Here is a 15,773-nt window from a genome sequence, read left to right as displayed (position 1 = left end):
CAGCCGCCCCGGGAAGGTGTCCAGCAGCGACTCGCGAACGCTCACCCGGCTACTTGGGCCCGATCAGCGCGAAAGCCTGCCTGGCGACCTGCAGCATCCAGCCGGTCACCCGGGGGCCGTGATCGCGGGGCCAGTTGAGCTGAAAGCTGACCACCCATGGCTGCTGGTTCTTGTCGACGGCGTACCAGCTGAACGTCAGATCACCGGGCAGCCCACCGGCTTTCGCGCCGATATATGGCCAGGTGTTGCGGTCCAACTGGATGCCGGCCACCGCGGAAAGGATCTGCCTGACCGGCGCGGCCGGACCGACCGCGTCGGCTTGCAGCGCCACGTGCACCCGGCAGATGTCCTCGGCGCTGCCGTACCACTCCGCGCCGTAGGCCGACGCCGGGGTGTGGGCATGGGCCGGATCCGGTTGGTAGGGAGTCGAATCCGCCTGCGCCAGCAGCTGGGCGCGCACCTGCTTGGAGCCCTGCTTCCACTGGTCGCGCAGATCTGGTTTGCCCCAGCCGACGGAGAACAGCTCATACATCGTGGGGAACGGCGTCATGCTGCCCGGGTCGTGATGCCCCGCGGTGGCGAGCGCCTCCTCGATGGCGTGCGTTCCCAGTTTTCCGATCAGCAGATCGGTGGCCATGTTGTCGCTGGTGGCGATCATCTTCTCGGCGGCCGTGCGCACCGAAACCTGTGCTCCCACAGGCAACTCCAGCCCCGACGAGCCGACCGCTCGGCCCTTCTCGGTGACGGTGAGCTGATCGTCCCACGACACGGTGCCGTTTCGGACGGCGCTGGCGACCGCGTGCAGCACGTACAACTTGAAAATCGATGCCAGCGGTAGTGATTCGGCGGTGTTGGTGCCGGCGACAGGGTCACAGTGACCGTTGTTGACCTTGGCGGCCTGGTACGAATAGCGGGCGCCCGTCTTGCTCAGCACGGCGTCGACGTCGCGCCAGGAGTTGATCTTCGGCGGCTGGGTGTCGACGTCGAACCGGTCGACCCGGCCCTCGTCGTCGGTGTGTATCCGAATATCTTGCCGCGCGCCGTACGACGTCACCAGGTGCAGGGTGGCGACGCTGGCGCCGAGGTCGACGGCGTCGAGAGTGAAGGGGCGATCCCACCACAGCCCCTCCATGGTGGTCTCGACCGACTCGACCTTCTCGGGCGCGGCCAGGGTGCCCACCCCGACCGGGCCGATCGGCCAGTCCGAGTTCAGCATGTCCAACGTCTGCTGCGCGCGGATGCCGGGCGGCGTCCGGGTGTCGATCTGCCGGCCCGGGTTCGCCGCGTTCGCCTGCGGGGAGGGGGAGGGGGCGCAACCCGGCGCCAGGGTCACCACCAGCGCCGCCGCGGCGCCCAACGCCGCCACGCGGCGCCGAGCCGATCGGTCGCTAATTACCCTGCTTGCTGCCGGCAACGTCCATCACGACCTCGAATTCCAGCAAAGATGCCCCGGTCGCCACCGGGTTGGCCCGCTCGCCAGCATGGGCCTCGATGGCGGGACCCTTGGCCCAGGCCTGGAAGGCGTCTTCGGACTCCCAATGCGTCACCACGAAGTAGCGGTTCTCGCCCTTGATGGGGCGCAGCAACTGGAAGCCGAGGAAACCGGGCTGGTTGTCCACCGCGTGCGCGCGGTGGGCGAACCGCTTCTCCAGCTCGGGGCCGGCGTCTGCGGGCACCTCGATTGCATTGATCTTCACCACTTGCGGCATTCCGCTAGGCTACCGCGCCGCCCGCCTTAACCGACTCCCGGGCGGGCCACGCAAGATGGTGATATGCCCAGCGACCTGTTGACCTGCCGCGGTGGCCGGGGTGAGCCATTGGTGCTGGTGCACGGCCTCATGGGCCGCGGCACCACCTGGTCGCGTCAGCTGCCGTGGCTGGCGCGGTTGGGCACCGTCTACACCTACGACGCCCCCTGGCACCGGGGCCGTGACGTCGACGACCCACACCCGATCAGCACCGAACGCTTCGTCGCCGATCTGGCCGACGCGGTCGGCTCCCTGGGAACGGCGGCCAGGATGGTCGGGCATTCGATGGGGGCCCTGCACTCGTGGTGCCTCGCCGCGGAGCGCCCGGATCTGGTCTCGGCGCTGGTGATCGAGGACATGGCGCCGGACTTCCGCGGCCGCACCACCGGGCCGTGGGAGCCCTGGCTGCACGCCCTTCCGGTCGAATTCGACTCTGCCGAGCAAGTATTCGACGAGTTCGGGCCCGTCGCCGGGCAGTATTTCCTGGACGCCTTCGACCGCACCGAACGCGGGTGGCGCCTGCACGGGCACACCCCGCGCTGGATCGAGATCGCGGCCGAATGGGGGACCCGGGACTACTGGGCACAGTGGTCGGCGGTGCGGGCCCCGGCGCTGCTGATCGAGGCAGGCAACTCCGTAACCCCGCCGGGCCAGATGCGCGCGATGGCCGAAACATCCTCCCCGACAACATATCTGCACGTACCGCAGGCCGGTCACCTGATCCACGACGAGGCGCCGCAGGCATATCGCGAGGCCGTGGAGTCGTTTCTGGCGGTCAGCGCCGGCCGGTGATCCCGCGCGCGGTGCGCAGCGCCACCGCCATGAGCGTGTTGGTCGGGTTCTGGCAACCGGACGTGACGAACACGCTGCCGTCGGCGACAAAGACGTTGTCCATCTGATGCATTCGCCCGTTGGGGTCGACGACGCTGGTCGCCGGGGACACGCCCATCTGCATCCCGCCCATCACGTGCTTGGTGTTCGGCGGCGTGCCGCCGCCCAGCTTTCGCTCCAGGCCGTCGGGGACCGCGGCGAACAGCTGCGCGCCGGCCGCCGCCATCATCGCGGTGATGGGCACCAGGTAGAACGTCTGCGCCACCGCCTCGTGCCTGCCCGGCGCCCACGTCACCCGGGCCACCGGCTGGCCGTTGAGGTCCGTGACCGTCGGGTCGAGGGTGACATTGTTGGTCAGGTACGGCAGATCGGTGCCGATGAAATTCACGCCGGCGAGCCGGTCGCGCAGCAGCGAGGCGCGCATCAGGTCCTTGAACGGGCTGCCGAACAGCTGTACCCCGGGCAGGAATCCGAGGATCTCCTGGTAGAACTTGCCTTCCGTGATCGGGTCCTGGCTGCCGCCGAGCTCGCACAGGCCGCCGCGGATGTAGGGCAGCCCGGCCAGCTTCGCCGCGAGCCGGGCCCCGGGGAAGTTCGGGTCGCAGAAGTCCTCCATGCACTGCGTGATCGAGCGGCCGCGGTAGGCGTGCACTCGCTGGTCGAGGTAGATGCCGAACCCGTCGACGAAGTTGTGGAACATCAGCCGGGCGCCGATCCGTCCGCTGGCGTCGGGCAGGCCGGACAGCAGCGCCAGGCGCGCGGTCTCGATCGCCGACGCGGCCAGCACGACCAGGTCCGCGCTTTCCCCGCCGGGGCTCCCGCGCGGGTCGAGATAGGAGACGCCGGTAGCCCGCCGGCCGGTGAAATTGACCTTGGTGACGGTGGTTTCGGGGCGTAACTGCGCCCGCCCGGTCCGCAGCGCCAGCCGCAGCGGGGCGAGCGCGCCCACCCGCGCCGAGATCGGGCAACCATAGTTGCTGCAGAAACCGCAGTTGTTGCACGCCGGGCGGCCGTCGTATTCGACCGAATTGATCGCGGTTGGGAACGGATACGGATGCAGCCCGATTCGCTTGGCCCCCTTGGCGATCAGCGTCGACGAGCGCTGCTGCGGCCCGGGCGGCATCGGGTATTGCCGCGAGCGCGGCGCGTGCTTCAACGAGAGCGCGGGAATCGTCCCGACGTCGCCCTGCGTCCCGAGCAGCACCTCGATGATGTCGTAATACGGTGCGATCTCACTGTATTCGAACGGCCAGTCCTGCACGTCCGCGCCCGGTTGCGGGCCGAGCATCGACAGCCCCTTGAAGTCGATGTCCCAGAACCGCGGCACCTTGGCGTCCCAGTGCACGGTTCCGCCGCCGACGGTCACCGGAAGCTCGTTGACCGGGCCGACGTAGCCGGCGGCCTGGGAGGCGTTGTGCCGGTAGGTCCGCGGGTAGGCGAGCGGGTCCGGCTGCTCGAAGTAGCGGTACAGCGACTTGAGTTCGTCGTTGGCGAATGTCGTCCCGAGCGGACCGGTGCCCTCCAGGTTGGTGAAGTAGTTCGATCCCTTCTCGAATATCACGACATCCCAACCGTTTTCGGCGAGTTCCATCGCCACCGTCGACCCGCCGGCGCCGGAGCCGACGATGACCGCCTTAGGCACTCACGCCGCCCCTTCCGCCCAGTTTGCCGATGACCTGTTCCCAGCCCCCGCGGCGCAGGCGGTTGATGATGTCGCTGAGGACGACCACGTCCCACTGAACCGCCTCCACCTCGGCGGGGGTGTATCCGCGCGGCTGGGAGTCTCCGGGGTACTTGATGTCCTTCCAGCCCACCAGGTTCGCGTTGCCGCCGTACTCGGGGACGCTGTACATCGCTTCGATGGTGTGACCGAACAGCACGCCGGCGAACGTCGCCGCCGGACCGTGGGCCAGGATGAGGTCCTGCTTCACCCCCGGGATCGCGGTGAAGTCGCCGCCGGCCTGCTGGTCGAGTAACGCGATGCCGCTGTTGTATTGGTCGCGCAGCTGGGTCAGGCGCTGCTGCCACGCGTAGGCCTGGGCGCGGTTGAGCGGGACGAAGGTGGCCATGTAGTCCTGCGAGCCGCCGGCGCGATTGCTCCACGGGCCGCCGGCGTGCACGTCGGCGGGCGTGACGTCGAAGACCGACAACATCCGGTCCAGGTAGTTGACGACGTTCGCCTCGTGCGCCCCCGGACCGAACTCGACCGGGCAGTCCTGCGGCCCGGGGATCAGGCGGCGGGTGGCGGCGTCGAGCACCGCGGCCTGGTGCGCCGTCAGGAAGCGGTAGCCCGGGTCGGCCGACGCGACGGGCACCGCGCCCCTCATGGCGGCGGCCAGCGGCAGCAGGCTCAGGCCGCCGAGCACCGCGCGCCGGGACACCGGCGGCAAGCGGGATCCTTGGCCGGCCTCCTCGCTGGGCACATCGGCAGGGTATGACGCGGATATGAGTCTGACGTGGAACGCGGACCGAGCGGCGTGTCGCGTTGCGCGGGAAGGGGCTTGTGGGATAACGCCCCGTTGTGGCAGGTAAGTTGTTGTGTCGCTGCCAGATTAAGCGGCGATAACCGCGACATCGTAGGCGGACAGTTGGGCGTCCGCGGTGACGATCGTCAAGTCGAGCAGCTGCGCTTGGGCGACCAGGACACGGTCGAATGGATCGCGATGATGATCCGGAAGCTCGGCGGTCCTCAGCACGTGCGCATGGTCGACAGGCAGCGCAAACGTTCCGGAGCGACGCATGCGGTCTGGCACATACGACGCCGGTGCTTCGGGCAACGCGAGCTTACCCAGCCGATACTTGATCGCGATCTCCCAAGCGCTGGCGGCCGACAGCAAGATCGTGTTGCGGACCTCCTCGACGATTGCGCGTGTTTCGTCCCGCAGCCGGTCGGGGTCCGACTGCAGCCACAGCCAAACATGGGTGTCGATGAGGTAGCGCCTCACCGATGGAAACTTTCGAGAACATTGTCGGGCAACGGAGCGTCGAAATCGTCGGGCACGGTGAACACGCCGCGGTCTATACCTAAGCGGCGGGTCTCCCGGGGGTGGTACGGCACGAGCTTTGCCACGGGTTCACCACCGCGGGCAATTTCGATCTCCTGTCCGCTGTCGACGAGCCGGAGCAGCTCCGACAGGCGGGTCTTCGCCTCATGGATACCGACCCTGATCCCTGTGGACTTAGTCATGGACTTAGTTTAACTGAACCCACCGCCCGGGTTTCGACGCAATCTGATAAATTCTTCAATCGTTCGAATATAGGAAACGTGGAGTCTTCAGGAGAGCTGCCGTGTCGGTGCCGCTGTACAAGGTCAAGGCCGAGTTCTTCAAGACGTTGGGGCACCCGGCGCGGATCAGGGTCCTCGAGCTCCTCGTCACCGGGGATAAGTCGGTCGCCGAACTGCTGCCCGAGGTGGGGCTGGAGTCGTCGAACCTGTCGCAGCAGCTGGGGGTGTTGCGCCGCGCGGGTGTGGTCGACGCGCACCGGGACGGCAACACGATGATCTATTCGATCGCCTCGCCGGACATCGCCGAGCTGCTGTTAGTTGCGCGCAAGGTTCTCACCGGGGTGCTCAGCGACCGCGTGGCGGTGTTGGAGGACCTGCGCGCCGGCGGCGCGGGGTAGCGCATGGGCTGGATCCGCAAAGCGTTCCGGGTCGGCCGGATCGCCGAACCCGCTACACCCGCACCGCAGCCGGTGGTGAAACCGCTTGCCGGGGTGCGTGGTTCGCTTCAGATCCGCCACGTCGACGCGGGTTCCTGCAACGGGTGCGAGGTGGAGATCGCCGGGGCGTTCGGACCGGTGTACGACGCCGAGCGGTTCGGTGCGCGGTTGGTGGCCTCCCCGCGCCACGCCGACGCGCTGCTGGTGACCGGCGTCGTGACGCGCAACATGGCGGGCCCGTTGGCCGCGACGCTCGAAGCCACCCCGCTGCCGCGCCGGGTGATCGCCTGCGGGGACTGCGCTCTGAACCGCGGGGTGTTCGCGAACGCGTACGGCGTGGTCGGTGCGGTCGGGGAGCTGGTGCCCGTCGACGTGGAGATCCCGGGCTGCCCGCCGACCCCGGGTCAGATCGTCGAGGCGCTCAGATCGGTGACCGGCAAGTGACCGCGGAACTGGCGACGCGTCCGGTGGCCGGGCCAAACCTCTTGGCCCGCAGGGACTTCCGTCCCACCCTCGCGGGTGCGCTGACGTCACTGCTCGGCGCGGCAGCGGGGTGGCTTCGAGCGTCGCGGCCAACGGGCCCGCCATGTTGCGCGTCACGACGCCGGTCACCAGCAGCGCGTCGGCGTGGCGCGGGGAGGCCACCAACCGCGCACCGACCCGCTCGGCGGGTTCTTCATGGCGCTCGTCGGGGCGGTCGCCGTCGTCGTCGGGCCGTACACGATCGGTTATGCGCGCCGCGAGCATCTCGGCGGGACGGCACTGGCGGTGTTGCCGCTGTTCGTCGCGGCGATGCTGCTGGTACCCGCGGCGGCGTCGGTCACCAGCTTCCTGTTGGCATGGGAACTGATGGCGCTCGCGTCGCTGGTATTGGTGCTGGCCGAACACACTCGCCCCCAGGTTCGTTCGGCCGCATTGGCGTACGCGGTGATGACCCAGTTGGGGTTCGTCGCGATCCTGGTCGGGCTCATGGTGCTGTCCGCGGCCGGCGGCGCCGACCGGTTCGCCGACCTGCACCGCATACCACAGGGCGCCCGCACCGCGGTATTCGTCTTGACGGTGGCGGGATTCGGGTCCAAGGCCGGGCTGGTGCCGCTGCACGCCTGGTTGCCGCGTGCCCATCCCGAGGCGCCCAGCCCGGTGTCGGCGCTGATGAGCGCGGCGATGGTCAACCTCGGTGTCTACGGCATCTGCCGCATCGACATGCAGCTGCTCGGCCCGGGTCCACGCTGGTGGGGCCTCACCCTGATGCTGGTAGGCGGGGTTTCGGCGCTCTACGGCGTGGTGCAGGCCTCGGTGGCCACGGATCTCAAACGGCTGCTTGCCTATTCGACCACCGAGAACCTCGGGCTGATCGCGCTGGCGCTGGGGGCGGCCACCCTGTTCGCCGCCGCCGGTGCGAACGGGCCGGCGACGATCGCCGCGGTCGCGGCCATGCTGCACCTGATCGCGCACGCGGCGTTCAAAAGCCTCGGGTTCCTAGCCGCGGGGTCGGTGCTGGCGGCGACCGGGCTGCGCGACCTCGACCGGCTGGGCGGTTTGGCCCGCCGGATGCCGGCGACCACGACGCTGTTCGGGGTGGCGGCGCTCGGGGCGTGCGGGCTGCCGCTGGGTGCCGGCTTCGTCAGCGAATGGCTGCTGGTCCAGTCGCTGATTCACACGGCCCCCCAACACGTCACGGCGTTGGCGCTGACTACGCCGCTGGCGGTCGGCGCCGTCGCGCTCACCACGGGCCTGGGCGTGGCGGCGATGGTCAAGGCGTTCGGGATCGGATTCCTGGCCCGGCCACGCTCGGCGTCCGCCGCCGACGCCCGCGAGGCGCCGGGCAGCATGCTGACCGGCATGGCGGTCGCGGCGGTCGCCTGTGTGGTGCTCGCCGTGGCGCCCTCGGTCGTCGCGCCCGCGCTGCGCCGGACGGTCGCCGCGCTGCCCGCGGCGCGGGCGGTGCAATTCACCGACCTCGGCGCCGTGGTGCGACTCCCGGGCCTGCAGGGATCGATCGCGCCCGGCGTGATCGCTGCCGGTGTCGTCGTGGCCGCGCTAACCGTCGCCGCGCTGGCTCGGTGGCGCCGGACGCGGCGCCCACAACCCGCCGCGTTGCCGCTATGGGCTTGTGGCGCGGAGGATCTCACGGCACGCATGCAGTACACCGCCACCTCCTTCGCCGAGCCGCTGCAGCGCGTCTTCGACGACGTCTTGCGCCCGGACACCAACATCGAAGTCGTACCCAACGCCGGGTCCCGGTACCTGGCCGACAAGATCACCTATCGCACCAGCATCGGCGATGCGATCGAGGAGCGTCTCTACCTGCCGGTGGTGCAGGCGATTTCGGCGGCGGCGGTGTTGGTGCGGCGCGCCCACACCGGCAGTGTGCACCTGTATCTTGCCTACGGTGCCCTGGGCGTCCTGACCGTGTTGGTGGTCGCCCGATGAACGTCTGGTCCTACGTCGCGGGCGCCGCGCAGATCGGCGGCGTAATGGCCGGGGCGCCGCTGGTGGTCGGCCTAACCCGGCAGGTGCGGGCGCGCTGGGAGGGCCGCGTCGGGGGCGGCCTCCTGCAGCCCTGGCGGGACATCGTCAAACAGCTTGGCAAGCAACAGGTCACGCCGCGCGGGACGACGGTGGTGTTCGCGGCCGCCCCCGCGGTCGTCGCCGGGTCCGCGTTGCTGATCGCCGCGATCGCGCCGCTGGTCGCCACCGGCTCGCCGCTGGACTCCAGCGCCGACTTGTTCGCCGTCGTCGGCCTGCTGTTCGTGGGCACCGTCGCGCTGACCCTGGCCGGCATTGACACCGGCACCTCGTTCGGCGGCATGGGCGCCAGCCGCGAGATCACGATCGCCGCCCTGGTCGAGCCCACCATCCTGCTGGCGGTCTTCGCCCTGTCGATGCCTGCGGGATCGGCCAATCTAGGTGCCCTGGTGGAACATACGATCGACCATCCCGGGCAGGTGGTGTCGCTGGCCGCGGTGCTGGCGTTCGCCGCGCTGGTTATCGTCATCGTCGCCGAGACCGGACGGCTGCCGGTGGACAATCCGGCGACCCACCTCGAGCTGACGATGGTCCACGAGGCGATGATCCTCGAATACGCCGGCCCGCGGCTGGCGCTGGTCGAGTGGGCGGCCGGCATGCGACTCACCGTGCTCTTGGCGCTGCTGGCAAACCTGTTCGCGCCGTGGGGCATCGCCGGCGCCCAGCCCGGCGCGCTGGCCGTGGTCGCCGGCCTGGCGGCGGTGGCGGCCAAGGTCGCGGTGCTCGCAGGGCTGCTGGCCACCGTCGAGGTCTTCGTCGCGAAGCTGCGGCTGTTCCGGGTCCCCGAGTTGCTTTCCGGGTCGTTCCTACTGGCGTTGCTCGCGGTGGTCGCCGCCAACTTCTTCGCGGTGCCGGCATGACGTCCAATACCTTTGCGGTTCTCGTCGACCTCGCCGCCGGCGGACTGCTCCTGGGTGCGGTGCTGATCGTGTGGCGGCGCGACCTGGTCGCCATCGTCCGCCTGCTGGCGATGCAGGGGGCAGCGCTGGCGGCCATCCCCGTGCTGCGCGGAATGTACGACGGCGACGGCGCGCTGATCGGTGTCGGCGTCGCGGTTTTCGTGTTGCGGGCCGTGGTCTTGCCGCGGCTGCTGTCCCGCGCCGTCGGGTCCGGACCGCAGTCGCATCGCGAAGCCACCCCGCTGGTGAACACGGCCACGTCACTGCTGATAACTGCCGCGCTGACGCTGGCCGCCTTCGCGGCCACCCGGCCGCTGGTGAATCTGCAGCCGGCGCCCACGACGACTGCCGTCCCGGCCGCCACGGCGGTCGTCCTCATCGCGCTGCTCGTGATGGTGACGCGGCGCCATGCGGTGTCGCAGGCGGCGGGATTCCTCATGCTGGACAACGGAATCGCCGCGACCGCGTTCTTGCTCACGGCCGGGGTGCCCATGATCGTCGAGCTCGGCGCGTCGCTGGACGTGCTGTTCGCGGTGATCGTGATCGGCGTGCTGACCGGTCGGCTGTCTCGTGCGTTCGGGGGCGCCGACCTGGACCGGCTGCAGGAGCTGCACGACTGATGACCGCTCTGCTGCTCACCGCGATCCTCGCGCCGGTCGGCGCGTCGGTCGCCACACTGGTCGCCGGGTGGCGCCGGGCGACGGCGACGCTGATCGCCTTGTCGGCGATGACGGTGCTCGGATGCGGTGCGGCGCTGGGGTTCCGGGTCGGATCGGGGACGCAGTTCGCGCTGGGCGGATTGCTGCGCGTCGACGCGCTCACCGTCACCATGCTGATCGTCATCGGAATCGTTGCCGCACTGGCCACCTGGGCAAGCATCGGCTACCTCGACACCGAGCTCGCGCACGGCCACACCGACGCGCGCGGCGCCCGAATCTACGGCGCGCTGACGTCGGCCTTCCTGGCGGCGATGGTGGTGGCGGTGTGCGCCAACAACATCGGGGTCATCTGGATCGCCGTCGAAGCCACCACCGTGATCACCGCCTTCCTGGTCGGGCACCGCCGCACCCGCGGCGCACTGGAGGCGACGTGGAAGTACGTCGTGATCTGCTCGGTCGGCATCGCGGTCGCCTTCCTCGGCACGGTGCTGCTGTACTACGCGGCCGAGCACGCCGGCGCGCCGGCCGCGGCCGCGCTGAACCTCGACGTGCTGGCGGCGCATGCCGGCACGCTGAATCCCGCCATCGCCCGGCTCGCGGGCGGGTTGCTGCTCATCGGCTACGGCGCGAAGGTCGGGCTGTTTCCGTTCCACACCTGGTTGGCCGACGCGCACAGCCAGGCCCCGGCACCGGTTTCCGCGCTGATGAGCGGGGTGCTGCTGTCGGTGGCCTTCTCGGTGCTGATCCGACTCAAGCCGATCTTCGACGCGGCCACCGGGCCCACCTTCATGCGGTCCTGGCTACTGGTGATCGGGCTGGCCACGCTGGTGGTGGCGGCCCTGATGCTGACGGTGACCCCCGACCTCAAGCGCATGCTCGCCTACTCCTCGATGGAGAACATGGGCCTGATCGCGATCGCCGCGGCCGCGGGAACCACGCTGGCCATCGCCGCGCTGCTGCTGCATGTGCTGGCCCACGGAATCGGCAAGACGGTCCTCTTCCTGGCGAGCGGCCAGCTGCAGGCCGCGCACCGCTCCACAGCGATCGCCGACATGAGCGCCGTGCTGCGGCGCTCCCGTCTGGTCGGCGTAGCGCTCGCGGTCGGTGTGGTCGTGCTGCTCGGGCTGCCGCCGTTCGCGATGTTCGCCAGCGAGTTGGCCATTGTGCGCTCGCTCGCCGATGCCAGGCTCACGTGGGCCATCGGGGCGGGCTTGCTGTTGGTTGCGATCGCCTTCGCCGCGCTGGCGCGCAACTTCGGCCGAATCCTCTTGGGCGACAGCCGCGCTGACGCGCCGGCGATCACGGTGCCGCGGACGGTCGCGGCGGCGTTGGTCATCGGGGTCGCCGCGTCGGCGGTGCTCGGTGTCACCGCGGGCCCGCTCACCGGCTTGTTCACCACCGCCGCCACCGAGGTCGGGGCCCCGCGATGAGCCGTGACTGGGTGCGTCACCGGGTATCCCAACCCAGCCTGGCGGAGACGGCGGAAATCCTGCTGGACAGGGGATTTCGTCTGGCCCTGATGGCCGCCCACGACGACGGCGGCGCCTTTCGCGTCGTCTATCTCTTCCTGGCCGGCTGGCCCGATCGGCGCGTTGAACTGGAATGCGTTGTGCCGAAGGATAATCCGGAGATCAGATCGCTGGCGTATCTGTCGTTTGTGGCCGGCCGGTTCGAGCGCGAGATAGCGGACCTGTACGGAATCCGGCCGCTCGGTCATCCCAAGCCGCGACGGCTGGTGCGCCACGCCCACTGGCCGGAGGAGTGGTATCCGATGCGCAGCGCCGCGCCGGCCGCCCCCAACTTCGATGGCAGCGGCCATTTTCCGTTCGTCACCGTCGAGGGGCCGGGGGTGTACGAGATCCCGGTGGGTCCCGTGCACGCGGGGTTGATCGAGCCCGGCCACTTCCGCTTCTCCGTCGCCGGCGAGACCGTGCTGCGGCTCAAGGCCCGACTGTGGTTCGTTCACCGGGGCCTGGAGAAGCTCTTCGAGGGCCGCCCCAGCGGCGACGCGGTCGACCTGGCCGAACGCGCCAGCGGTGACACCTCCGTCGCGCACGCGCTCGCCCACTGCCTCGCCGTCGAGGATGCGCTCGGGATTGAACTTCCCGACGAGGCGCACCGGCTGCGGGCGCTGCTCGTCGAACTCGAACGGCTGTACAACCACGTCGCGGACCTGGGCGCGCTGGCCAACGATGTCGGCTTCGGCATCGCCCACGCGCACGCGCAACGGGTGCGCGAGGAGCTGTTGCGACTCAACGCGACAGTGACCGGACATCGGCTGCTGCGCGGTGCGATCCGCCCGGGCGCGGTCGCGCTGCGGGCGCTGCCGGATGCCAACGCGTTGCGGCGGATCGCCACGGACGTCGCCGAGATCGCGGAGCTGACGCTGCACAACGCCGTGGTGTACGACCGGTTCGCCGGGACGGCGGTCCTGGGCAAGGAAGACGCCGAGGCCCTCGGGTGCCTGGGCTATGTGGCGCGTGCCAGCGGTATGCGCACCGACGCGCGAATCGAGCACCCCACCACCGCGCTGCCCGTGACCGAGATCGGCGCCGCCGCGGGTGACGTGCTGGCCCGCTACACGGTGCGGCGTGACGAGTTCGCGGCGAGCGCCGAGCTGGCATGTCATCTGATCGAGTCACACGGCGGCCCAATCGAATACGCCGAGGTCGCGCCCGCCTCACACGGACCCCGAAGCGGCATCGGCATCGTCGAAGGCTGGCGCGGCACCATCGTGCACCGCGTCGAAACCGATGCCGCCGACCGGATCACGCGCGCGAAGATCGTCGACCCGTCCTGGTTCAACTGGCCCGCGCTGCCCGTCGCGATGGCCGACACCATCGTCCCGGACTTCCCGCTGGTCAACAAAAGCTTCAATCAGACGTACGCGGGCAACGACCTCTGAGGACCTCTAGCCCTCGCCCAGCAGCGCGAATCGGCCGTCGGCCGTCCGCGTCACCAGTCCGTCGGCGAGCAACGAATCCAGCGCCCGGTCACGCTGCTGCGTGTCGCTCAGCCAGGCCACGTCGAGTTCCGTCCGGGTGACGGGAGAGTCCTTGGCGCGCAACACGTCCAGCAATCGTCCGCGCACCTGGCGGTCGGTTCCCGCATAGGTCTGGACGCGGCGGGCCGGCCCTTGGGCGGGGGGATAGCCGGCGCGCCGCCACGCGCACTCGCCAAGCGGGCACAACCCGCAGCGCGGGGACCGGGCGGTGCACACGATCGCGCCCAACTCCATCAGTGCCACCGAAAACGTCGGCGCCCGTTCGTCATCGGGCAGCAATGCCGAGACGTCGGCGTGGTCGCGCGCCGCGGACGGCGGCCCGGAGTCGGCCAGGCCGTGCACGGCGCGCGCCACCACCCGCCGCACGTTGGTGTCGACCACCGGCACCGGTTGGCGGTAGGCGAAGCTAGCGACGGCGCGCGCGGTGTAGCTGCCGATGCCGGGCAGCGTCAGCAGCACCTCGATGTCGTCGGGGACCACGTCGCCGTGGTCGCGCGCGATGACGGTGGCGCACTCGTGCAAGTGCTTGGCGCGCCTCGGGTAGCCGAGCTTGCCCCACGCGCGTAGCACGTCGGCCGCGCTGGCCGCGGCGGTCGCCGACGCGGTGGGCCAGCGCCGCACCCAGTCCGGCCAGATCGACAGCACCCGGGTAACCGGAGTCTGCTGCAGCATGAACTCGCTGACCAGGATCTGCCACGCACTGACATCCGGCTCCCGCCAAGGCAAGTCACGGCGGGACCGCTCATACCAATCGATGAGCTCGCCCGGGCTGACGTTCATGTGCGGGTGCGGCATGATATGGGCCATGCCGAACACCAGCCCGATAACCGCGTGGAAAGCACTCAAAGAGGGTAACGAGCGATTCGTTGCCGGCAAGCCGCAGCATCCCAGCCAAAGCGTCGATCACCGGGCCAGCCTGGCCGCCGGTCAAAAGCCCACCGCGGTCGTGTTCGGCTGTTCGGACAGCCGGGTGGCCGCCGAGCTCATCTTCGACCAGGGTTTGGGCGACATGTTCGTGGTGCGCACGGCCGGACAGGTCATCGACTCTGCGGTGCTGGGCTCGATCGAATTCGCGATCACGGTGCTCGACGTGCCGCTCATCGTCATCCTCGGGCACAACAGCTGCGGCGCCGTCAAGGCGGCGCTGGCGGCGATCGAGGACGGCGCGATCCCCGCAGGTTTCGTGCGCGACGTCGTGGAGCGGGTCGCGCCGTCGATCCTGATGGGCCGACGCGACGGCCTGACCCGAGTCGACGAGTTCGAGGAACGCCACGTGAAAGAGACGCTCGCACAACTCGTCGCGCGTTCCTCGGCCATCGCCGAGCGGGTGGCCGCGGGCACGGTGGGCATCGCGGGCGTCACCTATCACCTCGCTGACGGCAAGGCGGCGCTGGTCGACCATGTCGGGGATATCGGCGAATAACCGCCGGATTCGAGACCGCCGGCGTTTAGTGTGCGCTGGCGCTGAAGTGCCTCGGCGTGTCGTCGCCCCGGCCGCATGCGCAAGGCCCAGGGCGCACGCTGAAAGGCGCCCACTAGCACGGCGGTCGGCCAGCAAACATCGCGACACGCCGGGCCGGATATAACAAATCGGCGTGACCTGGGCCTACGGTGTGATCGTGCTGGATCTGGAACCGCGTGGCCCGCTACCCACCGAGATCTATTGGCGGCGCAGGGGCCTGGCCCTGGGCATCGCGGTCGTCGTGATCGGGGTCGTGGTCGCCACGATCATCGCCTTCATGAGCCACAGCACCGGCGCCAAACCCGCCAGCGTGGGCAAGCCCGGCACCGCCGAGAGCAAGCCGGCCGCGCCGCCGGCCCAGGCCCCTCCGCCGGCGGGGCAGGAGGGCGTCACCCCGGTGGCGCCGCCGGGACAGAACCCCGAGTCGCCGACGCCCACCGCCGCGGTCCAGCCGCCGCCGGTGCTGAAGGAGGGCGATGACTGCCCCGACTCGACGCTGGCCGTTAAGGGCCTGACCAACGCGCCCCAGTACTTCATCGGCGACCAGCCGAAGTTCACCATGGTCGTCACCAACATCGGCCTGGTCGCCTGCAAGCGTGACGTCGGGGCCGCGGTGCTGGCGGCCTACGTGTACTCGCTGGACAACAAGCGGCTGTGGTCGAACCTCGACTGTGCGCCGTCCAACGAGACCCTGGTGAAGACCTTCACGCCGGGCGAGCAGGTGACGACGGCGGTGACGTGGACGGGCATGGGGTCGGCGCCGCACTGCCCGCTGCCGCGACCCGCGATCGGGGCGGGCACCTACAACCTCGTCGTGCAGCTGGGCAACCTGCGCTCGATGCCGGTGCCGTTCATCCTGAATCAGCCGCCACCGCCGCCGGGGCCGGTGCCGGGTCAGCCGGGTCAGCCGGCCATGGCGCCGCCGCCGGAGGGACCGCCGGGGGCCGCCCCGGGCCCGTCTCCCGCGGGCTGACCGAG

Annotated in this window: 16 protein-coding genes and 2 pseudogenes; 10 read left to right on the top strand and 8 right to left on the bottom strand. The window is 69.9% G+C overall.

Translation table 11 applies throughout. The features are described from left to right. Positions 1-49: 49 nt before the first annotated feature. Together A5712_RS13760 and mhuD are read right to left on the bottom strand one after the other, a co-directional pair. A complete protein-coding gene (locus A5712_RS13760) occupies positions 50-1,414 on the bottom strand; it encodes a serine hydrolase (RefSeq protein ID WP_068105768.1) in 1,365 nt (454 codons plus the stop codon). After that, entirely contained in the window at positions 1,389-1,709 is a 321-nt protein-coding gene (gene mhuD, locus A5712_RS13755) for a mycobilin-forming heme oxygenase MhuD (protein WP_067153222.1), read from the bottom strand. The genes A5712_RS13760 and mhuD overlap by 26 nt, the downstream gene beginning before the upstream one ends. A 63-nt stretch (positions 1,710-1,772) precedes the next feature. Here mhuD and A5712_RS13750 point away from each other — a divergent pair, with 63 nt between their 5' ends. Beyond that, positions 1,773-2,540 carry an alpha/beta fold hydrolase gene (locus tag A5712_RS13750; RefSeq protein WP_068105766.1) on the top strand — a complete coding sequence of 256 codons (768 nt, stop codon included), beginning with the start codon at positions 1,773-1,775 and terminating at the stop codon, positions 2,538-2,540. Here A5712_RS13750 and A5712_RS13745 read toward each other — a convergent pair. The 4 genes from A5712_RS13745 to A5712_RS13730 form a co-directional block, all read right to left on the bottom strand. Then, positions 2,524-4,221, bottom strand: coding sequence for a GMC oxidoreductase (locus A5712_RS13745; protein WP_068105764.1), 1,698 nt, complete (start codon positions 4,219-4,221; stop codon positions 2,524-2,526). The genes A5712_RS13750 and A5712_RS13745 overlap by 17 nt on opposite strands. Continuing rightward, positions 4,214-5,002 carry a gluconate 2-dehydrogenase subunit 3 family protein gene (locus tag A5712_RS13740; RefSeq protein WP_068105762.1) on the bottom strand — a complete coding sequence of 263 codons (789 nt, stop codon included), beginning with the start codon at positions 5,000-5,002 and terminating at the stop codon, positions 4,214-4,216. The genes A5712_RS13745 and A5712_RS13740 overlap by 8 nt, the downstream gene beginning before the upstream one ends. Before the next feature lie 129 nt (positions 5,003-5,131). Beyond that, positions 5,132-5,524, bottom strand: coding sequence for a type II toxin-antitoxin system VapC family toxin (locus A5712_RS13735; RefSeq protein WP_068105760.1), 393 nt, complete (start codon positions 5,522-5,524; stop codon positions 5,132-5,134). Then, a complete protein-coding gene (locus A5712_RS13730) occupies positions 5,521-5,766 on the bottom strand; it encodes a type II toxin-antitoxin system Phd/YefM family antitoxin (RefSeq protein WP_068105758.1) in 246 nt (81 codons plus the stop codon). Before A5712_RS13730 ends, A5712_RS13735 begins: the two co-directional genes overlap by 4 nt. 101 nt (positions 5,767-5,867) lie before the next feature. Between A5712_RS13730 and A5712_RS13725 the strand changes: the two genes are divergently transcribed. Further along, positions 5,868-6,203 carry a lsr2/espR transcriptional regulator gene (locus A5712_RS13725; protein ID WP_068105752.1) on the top strand — a complete coding sequence of 112 codons (336 nt, stop codon included), beginning with the start codon at positions 5,868-5,870 and terminating at the stop codon, positions 6,201-6,203. Between the two features lie 3 nt (positions 6,204-6,206). Next, a complete protein-coding gene (locus A5712_RS13720) occupies positions 6,207-6,686 on the top strand; it encodes an NADH-quinone oxidoreductase subunit B family protein (protein ID WP_068105750.1) in 480 nt (159 codons plus the stop codon). A gap of 96 nt (positions 6,687-6,782) precedes the next feature. On the opposite strand, the pseudogene A5712_RS30245 reads toward A5712_RS13720, so the two are convergent. Continuing rightward, a pseudogene (locus A5712_RS30245) lies at positions 6,783-6,911 on the bottom strand (oxidoreductase); the annotation flags it as partial. On the opposite strand from A5712_RS30245, the pseudogene A5712_RS13715 reads away from it, so the two are divergent. The 5 genes and pseudogenes from A5712_RS13715 to A5712_RS13695 form a co-directional block, all read left to right on the top strand. Next, positions 6,900-8,675: pseudogene (locus tag A5712_RS13715) on the top strand (proton-conducting transporter membrane subunit); the annotation flags it as partial. The pseudogenes A5712_RS30245 and A5712_RS13715 sit on opposite strands and share 12 nt — an antisense overlap. Further along, positions 8,672-9,631: a respiratory chain complex I subunit 1 family protein gene (locus A5712_RS13710; protein ID WP_068105744.1), complete on the top strand. Its 960-nt coding sequence runs from the start codon at positions 8,672-8,674 to the stop codon at positions 9,629-9,631. The pseudogene A5712_RS13715 and the gene A5712_RS13710, both read left to right, overlap by 4 nt. After that, entirely contained in the window at positions 9,628-10,290 is a 663-nt protein-coding gene (locus A5712_RS13705; protein WP_068105739.1) for a hypothetical protein, read from the top strand. Before A5712_RS13710 ends, A5712_RS13705 begins: the two co-directional genes overlap by 4 nt. Continuing rightward, positions 10,290-11,759 carry a proton-conducting transporter membrane subunit gene (locus A5712_RS13700; protein ID WP_068105736.1) on the top strand — a complete coding sequence of 490 codons (1,470 nt, stop codon included), beginning with the start codon at positions 10,290-10,292 and terminating at the stop codon, positions 11,757-11,759. The genes A5712_RS13705 and A5712_RS13700 overlap by 1 nt, the downstream gene beginning before the upstream one ends. Beyond that, a complete protein-coding gene (locus A5712_RS13695) occupies positions 11,756-13,234 on the top strand; it encodes an NADH-quinone oxidoreductase subunit C (RefSeq protein ID WP_068105733.1) in 1,479 nt (492 codons plus the stop codon). Before A5712_RS13700 ends, A5712_RS13695 begins: the two co-directional genes overlap by 4 nt. 6 nt (positions 13,235-13,240) lie before the next feature. Here the strand turns inward: A5712_RS13695 and A5712_RS13690 are convergent, their stop codons facing one another. Continuing rightward, the gene (locus A5712_RS13690) at positions 13,241-14,140 is read right to left on the bottom strand and encodes an A/G-specific adenine glycosylase (protein WP_068105729.1); all 900 of its coding nucleotides are present in this window, start codon (positions 14,138-14,140) and stop codon (positions 13,241-13,243) included. Between A5712_RS13690 and A5712_RS13685 the strand changes: the two genes are divergently transcribed. Beyond that, entirely contained in the window at positions 14,139-14,756 is a 618-nt protein-coding gene (locus A5712_RS13685; protein ID WP_068105726.1) for a carbonic anhydrase, read from the top strand. The genes A5712_RS13690 and A5712_RS13685 overlap by 2 nt on opposite strands. Positions 14,757-14,952: 196 nt before the next feature. Next, a complete protein-coding gene (locus A5712_RS13680; protein WP_156766556.1) occupies positions 14,953-15,768 on the top strand; it encodes a hypothetical protein in 816 nt (271 codons plus the stop codon). The last annotated feature ends 5 nt before the right edge of the window (positions 15,769-15,773 follow it).

Origin of the sequence: Mycobacterium sp. E2327 (assembly GCF_001672675.1) — a bacterium.
Classification (GTDB): Bacteria; Actinomycetota; Actinomycetes; order Mycobacteriales; family Mycobacteriaceae; genus Mycobacterium.
This window is presented reverse-complemented; position numbering and strand designations above follow the sequence as displayed.